Annotated in this window: 17 protein-coding genes; 7 read left to right on the top strand and 10 right to left on the bottom strand. The window is 66.4% G+C overall.

Annotation, left to right across the window (positions count from 1 at the left end):
* Positions 1 to 301 precede the first annotated feature (301 nt).
* Positions 302 to 1,501 (bottom strand): ATP-binding protein, encoded by a 1,200-nt coding sequence (locus IPK85_05685; GenBank protein MBK8246875.1) that lies wholly within the window; start codon positions 1,499 to 1,501, stop codon positions 302 to 304.
* Positions 1,502 to 1,822: 321 nt separating this feature from the next.
* On the opposite strand from IPK85_05685, the gene IPK85_05680 reads away from it, so the two are divergent.
* Positions 1,823 to 2,050, top strand: a complete 228-nt coding sequence (locus IPK85_05680; protein ID MBK8246874.1) for a DUF433 domain-containing protein — start codon at positions 1,823 to 1,825, stop codon at positions 2,048 to 2,050.
* Between the two features lie 147 nt (positions 2,051 to 2,197).
* Here the strand turns inward: IPK85_05680 and IPK85_05675 are convergent, their stop codons facing one another.
* Positions 2,198 to 2,668, bottom strand: a complete 471-nt coding sequence (locus tag IPK85_05675; protein ID MBK8246873.1) for a hypothetical protein — start codon at positions 2,666 to 2,668, stop codon at positions 2,198 to 2,200.
* On the opposite strand from IPK85_05675, the gene IPK85_05670 reads away from it, so the two are divergent.
* The 3 genes from IPK85_05670 to IPK85_05660 all read left to right on the top strand — a co-directional run bounded on the left by IPK85_05670 (position 2,669) and on the right by IPK85_05660 (position 4,940).
* Positions 2,669 to 2,968 (top strand): hypothetical protein, encoded by a 300-nt coding sequence (locus IPK85_05670; GenBank protein MBK8246872.1) that lies wholly within the window; start codon positions 2,669 to 2,671, stop codon positions 2,966 to 2,968.
* Positions 2,969 to 3,549: 581 nt separating this feature from the next.
* Complete coding sequence (locus IPK85_05665) at positions 3,550 to 4,116, top strand: hypothetical protein (protein ID MBK8246871.1); 567 nt, start codon at positions 3,550 to 3,552, stop codon at positions 4,114 to 4,116.
* Positions 4,117 to 4,187: 71 nt separating this feature from the next.
* Positions 4,188 to 4,940 carry a hypothetical protein gene (locus IPK85_05660; GenBank protein ID MBK8246870.1) on the top strand — a complete coding sequence of 251 codons (753 nt, stop codon included), beginning with the start codon at positions 4,188 to 4,190 and terminating at the stop codon, positions 4,938 to 4,940.
* A 30-nt stretch (positions 4,941 to 4,970) separates the two neighbouring features.
* On the opposite strand, the gene IPK85_05655 is transcribed toward IPK85_05660, so the two are convergent.
* The 4 genes from IPK85_05655 to IPK85_05640 all read right to left on the bottom strand — a co-directional run bounded on the left by IPK85_05655 (position 4,971) and on the right by IPK85_05640 (position 10,009).
* On the bottom strand, positions 4,971 to 6,482 hold the full coding sequence (locus tag IPK85_05655) for a caspase family protein (protein MBK8246869.1): 1,512 nt from the start codon (positions 6,480 to 6,482) through the stop codon (positions 4,971 to 4,973).
* Between the two features lie 8 nt (positions 6,483 to 6,490).
* Complete coding sequence (locus IPK85_05650; protein MBK8246868.1) at positions 6,491 to 8,239, bottom strand: protein kinase; 1,749 nt, start codon at positions 8,237 to 8,239, stop codon at positions 6,491 to 6,493.
* A 94-nt stretch (positions 8,240 to 8,333) separates the two neighbouring features.
* Positions 8,334 to 8,939, bottom strand: a complete 606-nt coding sequence (locus tag IPK85_05645) for an RNA polymerase sigma factor (protein MBK8246867.1) — start codon at positions 8,937 to 8,939, stop codon at positions 8,334 to 8,336.
* Between the two features lie 221 nt (positions 8,940 to 9,160).
* Entirely contained in the window at positions 9,161 to 10,009 is an 849-nt protein-coding gene (locus IPK85_05640) for an SH3 domain-containing protein (protein MBK8246866.1), read from the bottom strand.
* A 219-nt stretch (positions 10,010 to 10,228) separates the two neighbouring features.
* On the opposite strand from IPK85_05640, the gene IPK85_05635 reads away from it, so the two are divergent.
* Positions 10,229 to 12,568 (top strand): protein kinase, encoded by a 2,340-nt coding sequence (locus tag IPK85_05635; protein ID MBK8246865.1) that lies wholly within the window; start codon positions 10,229 to 10,231, stop codon positions 12,566 to 12,568.
* 158 nt (positions 12,569 to 12,726) lie between these two features.
* Here IPK85_05635 and IPK85_05630 read toward each other — a convergent pair whose 3' ends face one another.
* The 4 genes from IPK85_05630 to IPK85_05615 all read right to left on the bottom strand — a co-directional run bounded on the left by IPK85_05630 (position 12,727) and on the right by IPK85_05615 (position 18,066).
* Entirely contained in the window at positions 12,727 to 14,601 is a 1,875-nt protein-coding gene (locus IPK85_05630) for a hypothetical protein (GenBank protein ID MBK8246864.1), read from the bottom strand.
* 723 nt (positions 14,602 to 15,324) lie between these two features.
* A complete protein-coding gene (locus IPK85_05625; protein MBK8246863.1) occupies positions 15,325 to 16,011 on the bottom strand; it encodes a hypothetical protein in 687 nt (228 codons plus the stop codon).
* Complete coding sequence (locus tag IPK85_05620; GenBank protein ID MBK8246862.1) at positions 16,008 to 16,877, bottom strand: hypothetical protein; 870 nt, start codon at positions 16,875 to 16,877, stop codon at positions 16,008 to 16,010. Before IPK85_05620 ends, IPK85_05625 begins: the two co-directional genes overlap by 4 nt.
* A gap of 496 nt (positions 16,878 to 17,373) precedes the next feature.
* Positions 17,374 to 18,066 carry a hypothetical protein gene (locus IPK85_05615; GenBank protein ID MBK8246861.1) on the bottom strand — a complete coding sequence of 231 codons (693 nt, stop codon included), beginning with the start codon at positions 18,064 to 18,066 and terminating at the stop codon, positions 17,374 to 17,376.
* A 932-nt stretch (positions 18,067 to 18,998) separates the two neighbouring features.
* Between IPK85_05615 and IPK85_05610 the strand changes: the two genes are divergently transcribed.
* Together IPK85_05610 and IPK85_05605 are read left to right on the top strand one after the other, a co-directional pair.
* On the top strand, positions 18,999 to 19,634 hold the full coding sequence (locus IPK85_05610) for a hypothetical protein (protein MBK8246860.1): 636 nt from the start codon (positions 18,999 to 19,001) through the stop codon (positions 19,632 to 19,634).
* Positions 19,635 to 20,085: 451 nt separating this feature from the next.
* A complete protein-coding gene (locus tag IPK85_05605) occupies positions 20,086 to 20,586 on the top strand; it encodes a hypothetical protein (protein MBK8246859.1) in 501 nt (166 codons plus the stop codon).
* Positions 20,587 to 20,818 lie beyond the last annotated feature (232 nt).

Genomic DNA, 20,818 nt, shown 5'->3' with positions numbered 1-20,818 from the left:
GACGATGGCGCTCGTCGCCATTCGGCGTGTCGTTTCCGGGAGAAGCATGGTGGATGTGGAGGGTACGGCGTATCGGTTAGCGGGTACGTGGGCGGCGTCGACATCTTGCGTCTTGCGATGTCACAAACGTCGGCATGCGTCTGGCCCCCGACGTTCTGTGTCGAGGATCCGATGTGTCAAGGGTCGCCACTTGCCAGCATCTGTGCTCCCATGCACACGTGACCACTGGGGGATCGTAGGCATGGGCGTTCAGCCCCAAGGGCTCGAAGAGTCGCCCCTCGTTCGCATGCGCCTCGCCGGCTTAAGGTGCGTGCCCTGCTTTCCGAATCCAGTCCACTGAATCGATCGCCCGCCATGGCACAATCTCCGTCGCGCCACGTCGCTGTGCCGCGTCGCCGCCATACACCACCGCGCGACGCATGCGTCCTGACGGCATCGATGGCTCAAGCGAGTGGGCCAGCCGCTCCACGCCGTCGGTGAAGTCGCTCGCCACCGTGGCTCCCGACTTTGCCTCCACCAGAACCACGTCGGGGGGGGCATCAATCACCAGGTCCACCTCGAGCCGGGTCGCATCCCGGTAATGCCACAGCGACACGGCGGATCCCGCGTGTGCCCCCTGCTTCAGCAACTCCGCCGCCACCCAACTCTCGAAGATCGCGCCACGCTGCGGGTGGCTCTGCAGCTGCTCGGGCGACCGGATGCCCAGCAGGTAGCAGGCGAGCCCGCTGTCGATGACGTGGAGCTTCGGCGACTTCACGACCTGCTTCCGCGCGTTGGTGTGCCACCCGGGGAGCCGAAAGAAGAGGTAACTCGCCTCCAGCACTGACAACCACGCCTTCACCGTGTTGTGCGAGACCCCGGCGTCGCCACCGAGGCGCGACAGGTTGATCTCGCAGGCTGTGGAGCCGGCGGCCAGTCGCACGAAGTTCGTGAAGGCCCGAAGGTCACCCACGTTGAGGAGCTGCCGCACGTCGCGCTGGACGTAGGTCGCGACATAGTCTGCCAGCCACTGCTGCGGCGGTATGGTGCGGTCGAAGATTCGGGGATAGGCCCCGCTCCACAGAACCTCCAGCAACGCGGTCGGGTGCGATGCGAAGCGCTGGAGTTCGCCCCAACTCGGCGGATAGAGCTCCAGCACCCCCGTTCGCCCCGCCAGTGACTGGGCGACCGAGGCGGAGCCCGCGAGGTTCTGCGAACCCGTGAGGATGAAACGTCCCGGCGTTGGGCGCTCATCGACCTCGGCCTGCAGGTAGCTCGTGAACTCCGGAGCCCGCTGGACTTCGTCGATAATGGCGCCAGCGGGATAGCTGGCGAGAAAGCCGCGTGGGTCGACCCGCGCGAACTCCCGGGTGTCGAGCGGCTCCAGGGAGACGTACGGGAGCGCGGGAAAGGTCGAGCGGCAGAGCGTGGTCTTGCCGGATTGTCGCGCCCCGGTGACGGTGACGACCGGGTAGAGGCGGGCGAGCTCGATGAGTCGTGAGGCGGCGTCACGGACGATCATAGCGGTACGGTAGTCCGTGCGCCACAAATTGGCAATCGCACTTACAATCCGTGATCGAGCCAGCTAAGTCGATGCCCATCATGGTCTTGCCAGTCCACACCACAGGAATACAGACAACATCCTCGACTCGCGGCGGTGCACGCATCTGTCTGCGTTGTGGGCGGGATGCGCAAGTCGATGTCTATCAACGCCTTGTCGGCTGGCAGCGGCCGGCCGAGCGGTGCCTTGGTGGCGAGAACTTCCGCAGCTTCGGGAGCTGCCATCCCAGTCCGGGAGAGCTACCATTTCCTAAAGTCGCCAAGCAGCTGCCCGGGACCGACGATGCTGCCCACTCCTCTCATCTCGACGCACCCGGATCGGCTGGGCGGTGAACCGTGCTTCACGGGGACCCGAGTGCCGGTGCGCACGCTCATCGATTACGTGGAAGGCGGGCACCCACTGGGCGAGTTCCTCGCGGACTTTCCGTCGGTCACGCGGGACCACGCCGTGGCGGTGCTCGAGCTCGCTCGGCAGGCACTGCTAAGCCAGGCCGTCATCTCCGCGGCGTAGCTCGCGGGTGCGCATTCGGGTGGTTCTCGTCCTAGCGCATTCAAACGCGCTCGAGCACCCGGTGCCAGGGGATTGAGACTGGCCGCAACCGCGCGACATGTGGGGAGGCGGCGCCACCTCCCCACGATGCCACACCATCATGCCGCGTTACGCGGCCCGGGCTGACTCACCTCCGGGAGCCACGGGGAGTTCCGCGGGCTGCGGCGGACGGGCGCGGCGGATGACCCGCTCCCATTCGACGAGGCGTGACGGATTCCCTTCCAGCGTCGGGCGCACGAGGACGTCGAGGAAGCGGGTGAGGGCGACCCCGCGCCGCGCCTCGGTTTCCACCCCCTCGGTGGCCGCGATGCGCCGCTCGAGTTCGAGGGCGCGTGCGCCGACGAGTGCGACGAGGGAGTCGGCGGCGGCGAGGAGGTTGGTGAGGAAGTCGGGGCCGAGTCCCGCAGCCGCGAGTTGGTCACGATAGGGCTCCGTGGTGGCTGCGACACCACGCGCCGCGAGGACGATCTGCTCGTAGTCCGCCTTGTAGCGCGGGAGGCGAGCGGCGTGTTCCAGGGCGATGGCGTCCTGGCTTTCGCGCGGCAGGATCGCGCGGGCGGCCAGGATGATCGCCCTCATGTGCACACCGCGGACACGGCGCCCCTGCGCTTGCAGCTGCGTGGTGAGGAGCTGCATCCGGCGGTGGTGTTCCTCCTGCCGCGCCCCAAAGGTCTCGAGCCGGCCGATGACGCCGGCCAGGTCGCGAATGGGGGTGGCGAGGGGTTCGGGACGCGCCTCCGCGTTGAGGAAGTCGTGGACGCGGCGGAGCGTGGGGGAGTCCGGGCGGTGCTCGCAGGGAACGGGCGCGCGTGGTGGTGCGCCGAGAAGGGGGGCGACCGGCCGGAATGTCGCGTCCGTGACCAGTCCCTCTACCAGTGAAAGGACGGCGGGACTGTTACGTGGGATCCCACCTCGGAAGCCGTTACCTGCGGTAGCATTTCCGCTGCCACCGGCACATGATGGATGTGACGACCCATAGACTGCCATCCCACCGTGAGGACAGCGGCCAACACCTCGTCTTCCAGAGCCGTAGCAATTTCCCGACCGCGTCCTGCGCCTGCCGAACCTCTGTCATCATGCCGTCTCGCTCTGCCCGCCAGCAACGATGTCGGAAGCGACTGCTGCGTCTTGCGGTTGTCGCGGCGGTTGTCTCGTCGCCGGCCTGCGCTAGCGGTCCTGTAACCGTGGTCGCGGCCCCCGCGAGGGTGGCTTCGAGTCGGCCCACGACGTTGGCGCGTCCCGCCTCTGCTCCGCAACCCGTTGAAGCGCCGCCATCGAAGTCCGACTCGCTCGTCGAGGCATCGCAGCGTGGTGATATTGCTGCGGTGCGGCGGCTCCTAAGTGCGGGCGCTGATCCGAACGCCGGGTCGAAGCGGCACGCTGAGTTGAGGCCTCTAATGGCAGCAGTTGAGAGGAGCCGTGTGGTTGTCGCCGACGAACTGCTACGGGCAGGAGCGGACGTGCACGCGACTCGCGCCACCGGCCTTGGCTGGAGCGCGATCCACTATGCCGGATACGCCAGCCCCGCGGCGATCTCGCTTGTCCTTGAAGCTGGAGGCAAGATTGAGGCGCGTACGATCTCGCAGATGACGCCGCTAATGCTCGCCGCATGGAGCGCTCGTCCAGCGCCGTTCAAGGATCTGCTCGATCGGGGGGCGCAATGGAACGCGGTCGACGCTTCGGGAAACGACGTCCTGGAGTTTCTGCTCTGGCGTGCACCGGTCACCCCGGACACTCCCCTGGCATTCCGCCCAGAACCGCTCCCGGCAGCTGGCGGCCCCGAAGAGCAGGGGCGGTGGAACACGATGCTTCCCAACCGCCTGAGCATGATCGAGAACCTGCTGGCACACGCACCTGAGTCCTGGCGGCACTGGCGGGCCAAGCTGCGTGGCGACCCGGAGGGGTGCGCCCTCCTGGTCGAATTGCTGAAGCTGCAGATCAAGGTGGCACGAGGGTCACTGCCGGGCGGCGTGCCTCGTGTGCAGGCACTTGCATCCGACTGCACGTCCAGGCGACCGACGCCATGAAGTACTTGCCGAGGCGCGAGCTCCTCATCGCCTGCGAGCAAACCCATACTGATCGGAGGTACCTGAATTCCATGCCTACATCTCGCAAAGCGATCGCCTTGCTGCTCCTATCGGGCCTTAGCCAGGTTGCTGCGGCACAGGGTACCATTCAGGGCAAGGTTGAAGCCGTGCTCCGAAGGTTCTCCCTCGCCCAGCTCCCTCGGGACAGTGTTGCGCTCCTCGGTGCGCTTCGCGCCCTGGGTGCGCAGGCGCCGATGGCAACCGTCGAGTTGGCGAGCTCACTCCAAATTCGTTTGATGTCAGTTGAACATGAGATGCTCAAGCTGCAAGCGCGGGATTGCAAGAGGTCATGGGTCGCCAGCAGCGGCGAGAGGAGCGCGAGGTTGTGTTTGGAGGATCGGCCCAAGTATCCCAATTTTCGTTTCTCCACTCAGGTTTCGCGCGACATGCTCGCGGTCACGGAGCTTTCTCAGCTGGCGACCGCCGCCTTCGAGGCTGCCTCCTGGATGGCCGGACCGAGGGAGTACGCCCTACTTCGCCGGCTGAACCCGGGGCCAGGCCAAGAGGAGCTTATCGGAAATACGGGCGTGCGACTGGCGCTCGCGTCGGCTGGCGTGCCACCGGCGCCCGATGCAGCTACGCTGGCACTGATCGACCACCTCAAGAGGCTCACCGCTGAAGCCAGTGATGAGGTATACAGGCATCTTGTGTCCATGGAGCAGTCCGTGGCATGCCGTGCGCTGCGAGAGTACGCGGATCGCGCGAGCGAGCCCCTGCGTGATCGCCTCTATCCGACTGGACTTTTCAAGTTCCCGCCGTGCTGACCTCTCCTTGCGACGACCCGACGCCGGCGTCTATTGCACTGGCCTACTGACCAACTCGTACTTCCAGGAGCCGCTGCTCCCCAGCGCGGGCTGGCCCTGCACCTCAATGCGATAGGAGGCCTTTACGCTCCGTACCGTGCCTTCCGGTGCGAGAGCCGTCTCACCCTCGGCCGTTAGGCGATACTCCGGGTTGACTGTCCACGATTGCACCACCTCCTCGAACAGGACGGGGCCCTGCGCTGGCCCCCGCGCGGCTGCGCGGACAGATCGTGTGCGAACGCGCCAAATGGCGTCCCTGGTGCCGGGGCGGAAGGCGAGGGTATCGCGCCAAGGTTGCACCTCATGGATGAGGGTGGGGCGCAGTGACGAGGCGTGCTCCCAGAGGGCACGTTCCACATCATTCCGGGCCCCGGTCCCCTCGAAGGACTGCCCGATCAGCCGACCGGTCGTGTCATAGGTGACCCGGAGGCGGGCGTGACGGATCTGGACGGTGTCGGGGAGCTCGTTCATCTCCTTTGCATGGAGTATGCGGATGGAGTCCACGGCGAACACCTGTTCGATGCGCCTCGCGAGAAGGTCCTGCCGCACCGTCACACTCAGCCAGGTGCGGATATCGAGTTCGAAGCGACTACGGACCTTCCCAAGGTCGACGACACCGGCCGCGTCCGGGCGAAAGCCGCGCCTGTTGCCCCGTCCCTCGTACAGCACGTCATACCGATAGAGCCCACTCTGCGGCAAGTTGGCCGTGAAGTTCCTGCGCGGTGCGATTGACACTGGGCGCGCGATGGAGTGCGTCACTGCGGCCGCCGTGGCTTCCAGTGCGGACTGAAACGCACCAGGCACAACCAGCGGAGCATCGGCTGGTGTCCGTGCCACAACGGCGGCCAGCTGCAGCCCGATCGACGGGGCGTCCAGCGCAGGCGTGCCCTGAGGAGGAAGGATCAGGACGACACCGGGCGGCAGCTTCTCCAGCGTCAAGTCATTCGACGCCGATGTCCACGTACGCGCAATAAAGGGGTTTCGCCGCGGCGCACTGATGGCGACGACCAGCGTGGCGGAGGGACGCCCCCGCGTGATTTCGAGAACGTCCGCGAGGGGCACACCCTCCGCAGGGATGTCTCGCTCGAACTCGAGCCGCGCGTCCGTCGGAAGCAGGTACGGCTGGCCCATGTACTGGAGGGCCATCCCACTGAACAACACAAACGCCGCGGCGTTGGGCGGCAAGCGATCGCGGAACGAGCGGAGCGCCTCCAGCATGGACGTCCGCGTGGGATTCGTCAGCGCAGAGACCGGGTACCCTCGCCGCCCCAAGGCGTCATTGAGTCGTGTAACGTGCAGTCGCGCCTCAGGCACGCTACCCGTCCGGTACTGATCTACGGCGATCCCGAGCGTGGCGACAGGGACGAGGATACCATCGGAGCCCGCCTGCGGAGCGGCCTGTCCCCCCAGAGTCGCGGCCTTCGACAGGAGCCATGCAAGGGCTACCAGGACTCTCACGGACGCCCGGGGTCGGGATTCGGTCGACAGCTGTGCATGCGGCATGGTGCACCTTACCAGGAGGACAGCAGGCCGACCGCCCGTTTCCTGGCGTCGGGGGTCAGGGCGAGCGGGATTCCCTCCGAGGCCAACAAGGCCTCGGCGAGCCGGAGGATCACGTCGCGTTTGCCTGCTGGGGTCGTCGATCGCACGGAATCCGCCTCTCGGGCCATGTCGGGCTCTCGGTGATGCACTTCCTCGAGCCAGGCCCGGCGACCAGATCGTGCGGAGGGATCGCCGAACCTGAACACTCGTGCCTGGGCATTAGCACGTACGGCGGCGTCGATGAACACCGCAACGGCCAGCGCCAGCCCGTTGTCTTCCCCGTCCGACCGAAAGCCCACAACCAGCCGGTCGAGGTCGTAGGGCGATGTCCACAGCGCATTGCCCGAGCCATCAGGGGGCTGGGTGCGTCTGCCCGTGTCATCGGTGGTTTTGTCCTTCTGTTCGCTGAACCCGGTCGCAGCGGTGGAATCCGCCGGTTGCTTCGGCGCGGTCAGTGACTCCATAGCCATGCGGAGCTCATTCGCGTCGGAGAGCGCGGACCGCCATGATGCGGCCGTGTCCGGAGTGGCCAGCTCAACAGGAACAGGTTCAGGCGAGATGGGCGTGGCGTCGGCAGGGGCGCGTTCCTTTGCGCTATCCAAGATAGCCGCAAGGTCTGTCGGAAGGTCGACCTGCCGGTTTCCCTGCGGTGGACGCGCGGTATGCCAAGCGGCGAAAGCAATGACGAAGGTGATTCCGAGGCTGGCCCCAGCGCGCGCGAGCCATCGGGTACGTGGCCCATGCGTTGTGTCCTCTGAGTCGACCGGGCAACCTGTGGCCACTGCTAGGGCATCGGCAAACTCGCGCGGCGTCGCACAACGCTCGCGCTTGGCAGGCATGAGCCCGCTCTTGAGTACCGGAATGACGTCGGAGCCGAGGCCGACCGGCCGGGGCAGTGTGTCAATTCCGTAGGGGTCTTCGCTCGTCGCGTCGGGGAGGTCGTGGCCGGCAAGCGGAGGGAGCCGTCCAAACAGAGCCACGGTCGCCACAACGGCGAGGGCGAAAACGTCGCTCCGCGCGTCCACCTGACCGAGCCCGAGCTGCTCAGGGCTCATGTAGGCTGGCGTGCCGACCGCTTCGTTCGGTGCGGTGAGGTCGTGGCTGGTGCCTCGCCCGATGGCCTTTGCCAGGCCGAAGTCGATGACTGTTGCCGTCTCCGTGCCGAGCTCCGTGGTCCGCACTATCACGTTGGCGGCAGTTAGGTCTCGATGGATCACGTGACGGGCGTGGGCAAACTCAAGTGCGTCGGCCACCTGCGTCACCAGTCGTGCGGCACGAGGTGGGGACATGGGGCCCTCGCGCTCGACCAGCGTCCGGATCGAGTCGCCCCGGATGCGTTCCATGACCAGGTACGGGATGCCCTGTACCAGGCCCGTATCGTAGATGCGAACGATGTGGGGATGCTCAAGGGACTCCGCGATCTGCGCCTCGTGCCGGAAGCGAAGGACCGTGTCCTTGTTGACCGCCAACTCTGGGCGCAGCATCTTCACGACGCGTGCGCCCCTCGTCTCGATGTGGTGTGCGAAGTACACATGCGCGAAGCCACCAGTGGCGACAAACTCCGTGAGGAGGAGCTTGTCGCTGATGAGGCACCCGGTCAGTGCCCGCGGTTCGAAACCTCGGGCCACCGTGAACCCGTCGGCGGGACATGCGGGCGTGTCCAGGCGCAGGGTCGTGTCGCACTTGGGGCAGGTCCAGCCAGCGACGGGACTGTGCATCGTCAGGGTACGCGTTGCACGGGGAGGGCTGGGGTGGCCCGGGTCGATCCGGCCCAAAGCTACTTCTGGTGTCCCGGGGGCAACAGCCGTTCCCTCACTCCATCCCAGTCAGGAGCCTGACCTCGGCTTCCTTCGCGCGCAGCCTTGCCCGGGCCCGGCTCAGACGCGTCCTAACCGCGCCAGGCTTCATCCCGTGAGCCTCGGCGATGTCTTTCGTGGAGAAGCCCTCCTCATCCATCACCAGCATCTCCCGATCGTCGGCAGAGAGGAACTTGAGCAGGTGCTCGACGAGGTCGGTGCGGGTGATTTTGGCGCTCACCGAAGACGCGCCATCCGCCATTCCGTCCATCGAGACATCATCAAGCCGCTGACGGGCAACGCCACGCCGGTGGGTGCGATACATGTTGAACGCCGCGCGGCGCAGCCACTTGTCGAGGCTCTCCCCACGCGGCGCATACCCCTGCAGCTTCTTGGGGAGCTGGAGGAAGAGTTGTTGCACGACATCCTCGGACTCCGTGCATCCGACACGATCAAGGAAGCGCACCAGCATCGCCCAATGACGCTCGTACAACTCGCCCAGGCTCCGCGTGTCGCCCGCCTGTAGGGCAGACACCAGTGCATCATCTTCCACCGAGGTGCGATTGCGACGGAAAGTCCGGGTACTCCAATCGATGAGGCGCTTGATGGCCGAGGTAGGCATGGGCGAGTCAGGCGTTGCGGGGCGGGTGTGCGCGCGCGTGCGGGGTGCGTAAACGGTCGGACTGTGAGAGGTGCCGTGGGTCGTGTCACTGGCCGGCATGACACGCGCGGACGACTCCGAGGACGATTGACGCGACTTCGTACCGTCAGTGGAACGGTCCGACTTCGGGGCATCCCCTACACCGACAGAGGCGCGCGATTTGGTCTGCATCGCGGTCTCCATCAGCGTCGCCCGGCGACGCCGATGGCCAAGCCACCATACCCGGCGCGGCCGACGTTGATGTTGGCATGCAGGCCCAATCGATCGGTGAAGAAGTAGCGAGCTCCGGCATGGCCCAGCAGGTCGATACCCGAGAACCCCGCGATGGCCCCGAAGCCGATACCTGCCCCGACAAAGGGATCCAGCCTGGGCGCCGTCGGCAAGCGTACATGGTAGTTGACCATTGCGGACACAAGGACTCCCGAACCGAAGAGCGGGACGGACACGTAATCCGCCGACGCGGAGAGGCCAATGGTGCCCGGCCGGAAGACCTTCCGGGTGAGAGCGGTTGTTTCGCCGAAGATGCCGATCGCTGGAGCGCCGATCCAGAGGCGCCCTCCGAAGGTCCAGGGCCCGGCTTGTTTCATTCCGGGTACCCCCTCCGGCGCCGTGGCCGACGTGGCAGCTGGCGGCGCGGATGAATCCGTGACCAAGGGGGGTGCTGCCGCGGGTTCGGCTAGCGCCTGGCAGGGAGCGGTGGCACCACAACGGGGCGGAACCGGGTCGGGTCGGTTAACGGCGACCGCCTGAGTGGCCACGTGCTGTGGCGGCGACAACAGCCTGGAGGCCACCCACCCAGACGTTGATGAGGTCCGTACGCGCTTCCAGCCCGGGACCTCCTGCAGGACAACGACTTCCTCACCGGCTCTGAGGAGACCGATCCGCTCGCCGGACTGGGAGGCTTGGGAGCGCACCACGGCGTTCGTGCGGACCAGCGCTGAAGACGTCGCGCTCTGGGCGGCAACGGTCTGGCGGCCGAGGGCGAGTACGGCGGTGAGAGTGAGCACCGGCATGAGATTGAAAATGCGCATGTTGTGGCCTCTTGAGTGGTTGGCGGACTACCTCCGCAACCGAGGAGTGCCGGCATGCCGGGATCTGTTACACCGGAATCGGTGGTGCGCACGGCGGAAGAGGCCAGTCGGCAGACGCGCCTCGGATGCCGCTGTCAACTGTCGCTGTCCGTAGGCGACGGGTAGCTTCCGTGGGAAACGCTCCCGGCCGACCCTTGGGGTGCTCAAGCCAGCCCGCCCATGTTCAATGCTGTTGCAGGCTGGACCTGTCCCCGGTGTTCCAAGTCACTGCGCCTGAATGAACCCACGTGCCCTAACGACGGTCTGTCGGTAGCGCTCGGATTCGAGCCACGTGCCCTCGCGGGGTGCCGCATCAGCGAAACGCTGGTGCTGACGGAATTCGTCGCAACCGGTGGCTTCGCCCACGTGTACTTTGCGCAGCACGCGGAGACCCACGGTGCACGGGTGGTGAAGCTGCTGCGTCCCGAGTTTGCGATCGATAGCGACACGGTCCAGCGCTTTCGACAGGAGGCAAGGGTCGCCGAATCGCTGGAGCATCCACATATCGTTCGGATGTACGACGCCGGGCTCGTGGACGGCGTGCCGTTTCTGGTGATGGAACGCATCCGCGGCGACTCCGTCCGGACGCTCGTGGAGCGAGAAGGCCCAATACCTCCTGAACGGGTCAGCCGCTGGATCGCCCACGTGGCGGAAGCGCTCGACTTCGCCCACGAGAACGACGTCATCCACCGAGACCTGACGGCCTCGAACATCATCGTTCGGGATGCGGGTCAGCTTACGGAATCTGCAACGGTCATCGACTTCGGCCTGGCGAAAGCGCTCGGGGCCGCCAACGCTGGCGGGCTCACCGCGAAGAACGAAGCAGTAGGAACACCCGCGTACATGAGCCCCGAGCAGTTCGGGCTAGGTCGGGTGGACCGGCGCAGCGATGTCTTCGCGCTCGCGGTGGTCGCAACGTATGCGTTGTTCAAGGCGCTTCCCCCGAGGGCGGGTGAGATTCCGGACGGAACGGCTGACGACCCCTACGGAATTGATACGCTCACGCTCACGCCTGGGCTGCCACCGGACGTGCGTCGCGTGTTAAAGGGCGGCATGAATCCGGCCATGCTCGCGCGCTACCGGACCGCAGGCATCTTTGCGAATGAACTCAGAGCAGCGATCGCTGGTGGCAGGAATGGCGGGCCGCGACGCAGTAGGTGGCCAACGTGGCCTCTTCGACGAGTTGCGGCGACCACGGTCATCATAGGGGGAGGGGCGTGGCTTGCCCTCGCCAACTCGCTCGGAGGAAGCCCCGCACTCCCTGGTTTGCGGTCAAGCAACGGCCCAGACTCGCTCTCACCGGCGTCCCAGCCAAACGTCGCCGCAACGCCTGGTGTGACCAGCAAGAGAGAGGAAAGTCGGCCGCCTGGGGAAGATGCGCCGCCGAATGACACTTCGAAGGAAAAGCAGGAGACGCCAGCGGTGTCGGCGCCTCTCCGCGAGGGCGGCACCAATCAGGCGCTCGACCCGCCAGAAGGGCGGAGGTCCGCGGCGCGCAATCCTGATTCGCCACCGAGTGGGCAACAGCCCTCGCCCTACGAGCAGGATCGCATGTTCGAGGAGGCAGGGATCACCGTCGGGGGACACATGGAGATCTTCGGCGCTGACGGTCCAGAGGCGCCCGAGAGTCAGCGGGTGCTTCGCGCGGTCTTCCCAGCGCCGGGCCGATCTCGGGTGTTCGTGGCCCTGGAGTACCGCTTTCAGCAAGGTGGGAAACGCGTTGACTGGCCGGACTGGGACCGCATGGCACGTGTCGTACCGGAGATCACCAGTCTCGCAAACATCAGGACGTTTCGGCGGGCCTGCGTGCTCAGTTCAACCCTGTTGCCATCGCCCCTGGACCTTCCGGACCCCGACGAGGACCGAAAGCAGCGATTCGGACGCGGTGCGGCGATACGTACGCGGTTCGTCGCCGAGATCCCAGTCGATCGCCTTCGGAACGAAGGGGTGACGAGAGGCAGAATCACATGCAGCATCGACGGTAGCGTCGTGGCCTCGGATACGATCCTGCTGCGTGAGCCGGGCGGAAACGTGAGCCCCCCTAGCACCCGGCTCCTCGGCGCCGACGTCATGGCGACAGAGACGACGGCGCGGATCCGTGAGACAAATGGCGACCCAGGCACACTGACCATTTCGCGGAGCGGCGAATACGCGCTCGCCGACAAGCAGGTTCTCCTGACGGTGTCGTTTGAGCTTAGCTCCAACGCTACCCTGATGCAGCATCTGCAGCGCGCACCCTCTACCACGGCGGGCGCAGGGCGGGCCGTCATCGATCTGCCGGCGGACGCAATGCCAGTGTGCATCCTGCGACACCGTATGAATGGAAGAGCCGTAGAACTTGCGAAGACGCGACGCGTGGTACGTTCGTCTGTCCCTCGCGGAGGCAGCGAACCAGTCCGTTTGGACCTTGAATTCGCCGGGATCAAGCTTGGCCGAGGCGGCACGCACGAGATCACCTGTGATGACCGCGCGGTCCCGCCAGTGGCTCAGCTCTACTTTGTGAGTTTCACCGCACAATAGGGCGAGCCTCACGACCGCACCCCGATCGAATTGGTGCTGTCCCTTGCACGCAGGGCAGAATCTCCCTCTCCCCCCAATGAGACTGAGAAACGTCTGGGCAACAATGGGGATCACGACAGAGGGAGGGCAGGGTGTGGTAGGTGTTTCCGGACGGAGTCCTAACTCGACTGAGCGCAGATCCGCTCGGCCTGCTTCACATAGAAGTCCGCGGGCGAGGAGGCAGGGTTGAAGGTCTGGAGGAAGTAGCGCAGGACGTGGGGGTTGTAGCTGAACGAGACTGCCCTTCCACTGCCGAAGGGTGGGGGGACGATGTAGCCCCCCAATCCCGTTCCGCTCGAGAGGACGATGACGACCGTATTCGGCCCTGGCCGTAGCTGTACTGAAAGATCCGCTGTATTGCGCCCCTTCCACGAGACCGTTGACGCGGTGCCGTTGAGGTTCACCGTCGCGCTCGCTGTGCTGTTCGTGCTGGGCGTGGCACCGCCGAAGTGGACCGTGAACGCGTTCTCCTTGACCACCGTCCCGGTCGAAGTGATCCGCACATCCGCCACGCTGCAGCTATGGCGCTTGCCGTTGGCATCGACGCCGAGGGCAACCCCCAATCGCACGGCGGGCAGGCCCGCCGAGACGTTCATGCGGAGGCGAGGCGCCGACGGATCCGAGGCAGTGATGGTCTGGTACGGAGCGAGCGTCACCGTCGCGTTCGCAATTTCGGCGGCGAACCCGGGCGTCACGAAAGGACCAAGGTTTGCGACGGTCGCGACCACCTTCGTGCCGAACGGATTGTGCACTGTGATGCCAGCCTCGAAGGTGCTGGTGTTCGCGGGCGACGCGATGGTTAGTGACCCAACGCTCGCCGTGACGCGCTTCGCCGACGTCTCGATGCGGAAAGCGTTTTCCCCGCGTTCTTGCGCGGGCTTTACCGGGTGAGGGCGGCACATTTCGACCTCAGGAGGGATCGTGCCGGTGTACTGCGGGACGAACGTCAGGTCTAGAGGATTCGGAACCAGGGCATCCACGGTGAATCGGAGACCAGTGGTTGACGGGGGGGACGGAAGTGTCTGGAGCCGCCAGCCCTCGCCGGACGTTGGCGCAATCGCGAGGAGGGACGCTTCGATCGGGACCGTCCACGTGCGCAGCGTGTACGGCGCCCCGAGGCGCAGGATGCGTTCGATGCGCCCCCGAAGGGTCCCCAGGATCTTGTCGATGGCAAACGTCGTGATCCTCTGCTCCATCTTCTGGATCCACTCGCTGCGCAGTTTCAGCCGTTCCGCCCATCGAAGCCACTTCTTGGCAACGGCTCCCCCGATGCCCTTTACCGCTCCAAACAGGAGCGGTTCACCGCCGATTCCGAGTGCCAGCAGCGGCATCATGTAGGCCCTGGCCGTGGGATCCTGCTCATGCCCGACCGACCCCGTTGCCGGCTCGAAGTGCAGGAAGACCGAGCCACCCATGGAGCGCGGACGGGGCACGTGAGACCGCAGGGTGGCATAAAGGTTGGCCAGCTGCGCTGTCACCTTGGCCGCCACCAACGCCGCCGCCACGCGCGCGGCCGTCGCAACAACGACTGCCGCGCTGGTACCGCCGCTGACTGGGATCGCGGCAATCCCCGCGAGGACGAGCTCGAGTCTGTCCCAACTCAGGGCCTCAACGCCCTCGTCCGTATCGTCCACGAGGTATCTGGTGTTGATGCACTGCGCGAAAGGGTCCTGGTTCGGGGCCGCGTTCGGGGCTGCGGCACGGAGGGCCATGGCGTCGGTGGGAGGATCGATGATCTCCCGGAGGCTCATCGTATCAAGCGCGTTCGCGAGCAGGGCCGCTGCCGAGTCTCTCCTCGGCGCCGAGAGGCTCCGCCATTCGGCGAGCGCTCCTCGCAGGTCAGCTGCGAGGTCGGCGGAGAGGGCTGCCGCAGCAGTGTCGACAACGCCAAGGTCACCGTGGCCGAGGTGCAGCGTATCGATCGCGGCAGCCAATCCCTCGAGCAGCACCTCAAGGGAGTCGCCGAGCAGCCTTGCCCCTTGGTCGACCTGCATGGGCACGGCCTCAACCCACGCGGTACCGACGGGTCGTCCATTCCTTACCACGTCAAGCCGGAGCTTCCCTGCCGAGACCGCCGGCATCACGATGCTCAGGGTCCCACTGCTTGAGTCGTGTCGCGATACCAGGGGGGTCCCAGACAAATGGACCTCTGCGTCGGAGATGTCCCCGGTTGGAGATGGCGGCGCGATGCGGAGGACGGTACCTGCCTCCGCCCGGGGGGGCGTCACCTGCCAAGTGGGTGGTGCCCCTGACACAGGGGGATCACCTCCTGCGTCCGTGGGGCCGGCGCACGCTGCGAGGGAGGCCAAGAACGCGAGCAGCGGAACGGCTCTCCAGGTGCGGCGATCGGCGTGGTCAACGACGTTGAACCAACACGTTCTCTCTCGGCGCTTCGTCATGTGCGGGCGGGGGTCGGAGGCTCGCCTGCTTGCGGCGCATGGCCACGACAGTCACACAGACTGAGTGCGAGGCGTTACACGACTTGCAGGCCGACACCATGGTGGTGTCCACCGATTGAGTGCCGACGCCACCGCCTTCGTTACGACTCAGCCTTGCCGCTGGAAGGTCGGCAGGGTTTCCGGAGCGTCGGCCTCGCACAAGCCGCGGTTTCGACGAGGCATGTGAGCGCCTGCTGACCTCGGCCGTCGGGGCTGGTGCCTGTTGGCAATCCGGTCCGGGCTCGCCCGACCCCGACCGCCAGAAATACTCTCGTCACCCTACGGCCAGCATTGCAGGGACCCGGTCGGCATGTGTTTGTCCTGCACTGGCAGCGTCGCACGTTCGATGGCATCCCACGCGAACGTGCACAGGCCCGTGATCTCTCCTCGCTTGGCGTCATCATCCCCGGCGAAGGCCGATCGTGGCGGGGTGGACCGGAGCGCCTTGATGCGACTCATGAGGGTGTCGGCGGCAACGTCGAAAGACCACACATCGCGTGCGACGTTGCGGCGCACGTGTTGGACGAAGAGGGCGGCCAGCAGCTGGCCCTTCGTCCAGGAACCCAGGAGCCTGGTTCTCACCGCGGCGTCCGCCCCGGACGGCAGCGATTCCAAGAGGAACCTCATCGCTCGTTCCGACGTCGCGTGAATCTCGTTGACCTGTCCCAGGTCGCCTCGACGATCTGGCGGGAGTTGCTGGAGCGCGGGGTTGGTCGTGACCCACTCTCGGCACACCGGCACGTCATGCTCGTCACCAAACAGCGTCACCCAGCGCTTGCATGATTGTGCCCAGTTCACGTCGATCGCACTGAGCAGGCTGTCCAATCGGCTTGACCGATCAATGGCGCGGACGGCCGTGGCGAGTGTGAAACCACTCTGCGCGCCGATGCCTCGCGCGGGAGCCAGCAAAAGCAAACCGCAGACAATACGCGCCAAGGTTCGCGCGGCAAAGACGCAGGAAGTCATGGCGGTGGGGTTCCAGGCCCGATGAGGCAGGGGCGGGTGGCACGCATGAGCCGCTCAAACGCGGTGTAGCTGCTGGTAACCCACGTGCGCTCGCGGTACATCTCATTGCCTGACTCCCGCAGGCGAAAATCGGCGCGGCGAACGCGCTGGTTCCATTGAGTGGTATATGCCACCGAGGACAAGACGGTGTGGGCGGCGATGTTGCGGCACAGGGCCCTGTCGGACTGGATATCGGCTCGGCCGACCTGCCACGCCCTCGTTTCGCTCGCGAGAATGGCTTCGAGTGCGAGCAGGACCTCATGCGCGCGACGTGCCACAGCGATGTTGACGTCGCACCGGGGGAAGATCTTCGCAAGCGAGTCCCGCGGAACCGCCTCGAGCCACGGATACGGCTCGGGCCGACTGCTGGCGAGCGAGGCCTGGCCTCCGGCCACCGGCAGGGGGCACATGGTCTCGACCGTCGGGAGTTGGCGCAGCCCCACGTACGCGTGTTGCCAGAGCGACCGCCCATCCGCGTCGACGGCGGATGGATCAGCGCGCAGATGGATCAGCTCGCCGAGCGATGCGCTGGCGGAGTCCGCAGCGACCATGCTGGGCGTCAAGCCGCGCGTATCGCGAGCATCCACCGGCACGCCGGAGTGATGGATCAGCCGCATGATATCGGATGACGCACCGTGCGCCGCGGCGACGTGCAGGGCGCTTGAACCATGGGCCTCGCCAGGCAGGGCCGTCAGCGCAGCACCGCGAGCTATAAGGAACTGCAGGACCTCAAACTTGTTTTGCCGAACGGCGGTCGCGACCGCGCCCGATGGCGTCTGCCCCAGACGCGAGACGCCGTTGATGTCGCCTCCCCGCTCAAGCGCCATCCTGACGCCTCCTACATCCCCCGTGTATGCCGCAAGGACAAGCCGGTCCGTTACCGACGGCGCGGCAGCGGGAGCGTTCCTGGTTGACGAGGGACTCGGGGCAGGTCTGGGGGTCTCGGCGAGCTTGGGGCGCTGCGCCGTCACCACCACTGTCCGCGGCGCGCAGGCCCCCGACATCAGGAGCAGATGAACCACGACGACAGTGCGTAGGCGCGCTCGCACGAATCCTCTGGAGAATGGAGAGGCAGTGACCCTGGAAGGCCCCTGCATCTCAAGGGTGCCGCAACCTTCGCGCTTGTTTCAATGAAGCGAATACTGACCCCGGGCTGCGTCCCGATCAAGGCGATCGGCGAGCTGGGAAGGGCCGGTCTCCGGATTCGGGGAAGCAAGGGCGTCGTCGGTATCATGGCCGGTCTCACCCCCGGGTGTCGTTGGCAACGCGCGACATGTGGGGAGGCGGCGCCACCTCCCCACGATGCCACGCCGTCATGCCGCGTTACGCGGCCCGGGCGGACTCACCTCCGGGAGCCACGGGGAGTTCCGCGGCCTGCGGCGGACGGGCGCGGCGGATGACCCGCTCCCATTCGACGAGGCGTGACGGATTGCCGTCCAGCGTCGGGCGCACGAGGACGTCGAGGAAGCGGGTGAGGGCGACCCCGCGCCGCGCCTCGGTTTCCACCCCCTCGGTGGCCGCCATGCGCCGCTCGAGTTCGAGGGCGCGTGCGCCGACGAGGGCGACGAGGGCGTCGGCGGCGGCGAGGAGGTTGGTGAGGAAGTCGGGGCCGAGTCCCGCAGCCGCGAGTTGGTCACGGTAGGGCTCCGTGGTGGCTGCGACACCGCGCGCCGCGAGGACGATCTGCTCGTAGTCCGCCTTGTAGCGCGGGAGGCGAGCGGCGTGTTCCAGGGCGATGGCGTCCTGGCTTTCGCGCGGCAGGATCGCGCGGGCGGCCAGGATGATCGCCCTCATGTGCACACCGCGGACGCGGCGCCCCTGCGCTTTCAGCTGCGTGGTGAGGAGCTGCATCCGGCGGTGGTGTTCCTCCTGCCGCGCTCCAAAGGTCTCGAGCCGGCCGATGACGCCGGCCAGGTCGCGAATGGGGGTGGCGAGGGGTTCGGGGCGCGCCTCCGCGTTGAGGAAGTCGTGGACGCGGCGGAGCGTGAACAGGACCTGCTTGCGATCGGACTTCATAACAGGGGTTCTCCATATGGATGTGAGCACCGCCCCAGGGTGAGGCGGTGATGCTGGGTGCGGGTTGCTGCTTGTGGGCTGGTGGCCCCCGTGTGGGGGCGGAGCGCGCGGCAGGTGGCTCGCGCGTTTGGGGTGGGTGGTGATGGTCATGGGTGGTCGATGGTGTTGAGGTGTGGGTTGGTCGTCGTTTCGGTTGTGCCTGTCGTTGTCTCGCTCGGGTCAGGCGTCGTCTCGTCAGGGACAGGCGTCGTCGCGGCGTGACTTGTCGTCGGTGCGTGCGGGTCGGCCGTCGTCGTGGCCGGGTTTGTCGTCGTTGCGTCGTGACTCGGCGTCGTCTTGCCCGGGTCAGGCGTCGTCTCGTTTGGGCCAGGCGTCGTCGCGGCGTGACTTGCCGTTGTCGCGTTCGGGGTCAGGCGTCGTCGCGTTTGGGCCAGGCGTCGTCGCGGCGCGACTTGTCGTCGGCGCGTGCGGGTCGGGCGTCGTCGTGGCCCGGCTTGTCGTCGTTGCGGCGTGACTTGCTGTCGTCGCGTTCGGGCCGGGCGTTGTCGCGGCCTGGCTTGTCGTCGTCCTGTCTGGTCCAGCTGTCGTCGTGGCCGGGCCAGGCGTCGTTCGGTCGTGACTCGCGACCTTCGCGGCCAGGTCAGGCGTTGTCGCGGCCGGACCAGCGATCGTCGCGTCGAGTCTTGCCGTCGTCGCGGCGCGCCGGGTCGTCGTCGCGGCGGAACGCGGGGGATTCCGGTCGGGTGGGGCTGGGCGGGAACGGGGGCGCCTGGTCGGGCGGGCGCGGAGGGGCGGCGTATGGAGCGGTATCGCCCGGAGTTCAGTGCTCCTACCCTTAAAGGAAGACGGGACAGTCCCGTGGGAGCCCCACCAGTGAAACCGTTACAAACGGACGTCGTATTCCTCGCATCCCGCAGCGGAGACCCTTAAGGATGGCGCCGAGTCGTGTGCGTATTGGCAGGCGCAGCCATCAGTTCTGGACGCGCGAGGAGATGGAGGAGCTGGTCCGGCTGGCCAGGGACGGGGTGGTGACCAGCGGGATCGCGCGCGCGCTTTCGCGATCGCCCAAGTCGGTGCGGAACAAGGCGTCGCAAATGGGGGTGGCGCTGGGCGGCGAGCGGAGCTGGTCGCCGAGCGACACGCGTCGGTTACGGGTGTCGGTGACCGCCGACTTTGACTTCACGACGCTCAGCGAGGATGAGCGGCGCGACCTGGCGCGACGACTATTAGAGAGCCTGCCGGAGCGGGCGGTGGTGATCCCGGAGCCGTATGACGCGAGCGCCGAGGGGAAGCGGCGGTGGGAGGCGACGCTGGTGCCGGTGGAGGAGCGTGAGCGGCGGCTTGCGCGTCTGCGGGAGCGGTATCCGGAGCCGGTTCAGGCGAGCCGGAAGGCGGAGCGGCGGGAGCGGCGTTGGAAGAAGATTGAGGCGTGGTACCGTCGGAAGTTCGGGGGGTTGCCGGAGCTGCCGGCGGAGTTTGGGGGGCGCCTGTTGTCGGAGTTGACGGCGCGGGAGCAGCAGCGGGTGTTGGATGGGTGGAGGAAGGGGCCGGGGAGTGGGACGACCTGACGCGCGCATTCCAGATCGGACAGAGCTTCATGCGGTCATTGTCGCTGGCCGTGGAGGCGAGCGGTGGTGCCAGGAGTCACCCCAGCTATCGCCGCGTAGCGTGGGTGCACAATCGCCGGGCCAACATTGCGCCCGTCACCTGCTCCCATGTCTCTGAACTCTTCAGCCTCGTCCCCGGTATAGCCGGGCTCCCGGCCGCCCAACCTTGCGGCGCACGCGGGCTTGTCCGTCGCGCTAACTGGGGGGTGACGCCGCCGTCACGGCGCACACCGATGGTGACCGGCCGGTCGGGCGAACTGGGCAAACCTCGTCGGACCACGCGACTCGCCTCCAAAGAGGGTGTGGTGTGCGCGGCGAGTCTGCGGGCTCTTCCTGACCGGTGCAAAGCGGGATAACGTCCACCCTGTAGATCCACAACGGTCTACAAATAGGAAGACAAGGCCTGCCATTCATGTCGCACTCCGAGATTGCTGCCGCGCTGCAGGACATCTTTGCGGGAATTGAGCGCCTCACCAAGACATTCCCGCATCGCGCCTTCACGATTGATGGGCGTTTGGTCGGCGACGTCGGAGAGGTGATCGGCGCGATGGAATACGACCTTGAGCTCGACCAAGTGTCTAGACCCATCCACGACGCCATGACCCGCGATGGCCGCAACGTGCAAATAAAGGCGACGTTCAAGCAGCATCTCACCATGCGCTCGGTTCCTGACCTCTACCTCGGCCTCCAGCTATCACCTGATGGGACCTTCACAGAAGTGTACAACGGGCCAGGCGCCCGGATTCAGGAGCGATACGCTCACAGGAAGGGAATAGGCAAAGACTTGCTGTCTTTCCCCGTCACGGAGCTGCGGAAACTCGCCGCCAATGTTCCGGCCCACCTGCGCATCCCGCGCCGCGAGGCCTGTGGATTGGGAGCGGCAGATCCCGGGCCTTCATACAAGGGCACCTAGCATGGGAAAATGGGACTCGTCGCTCACTCGAGTGGCCCCGTTGTTCGATGAGCTTCTTCGCCGAGACCCGCGCGGCGATGGATGGTTGCGCGCACTGTTGGCACTGGGCGGCAGATCTCCAGCGCAACCAGACGCGTTGAGGCTGGTGCCGGAGCACGGTCAGCGTTGGGGAAGAAATGAGGTCAGTCTTCCGGCGCCTCCGCAGCTGCTGGAGTACCTGGTACGCCATCTT

Source organism: Gemmatimonadota bacterium (genome assembly GCA_016712265.1).
Taxonomy (GTDB): Bacteria; Gemmatimonadota; Gemmatimonadetes; order Gemmatimonadales; family Gemmatimonadaceae; genus RBC101.
This window is presented reverse-complemented; position numbering and strand designations above follow the sequence as displayed.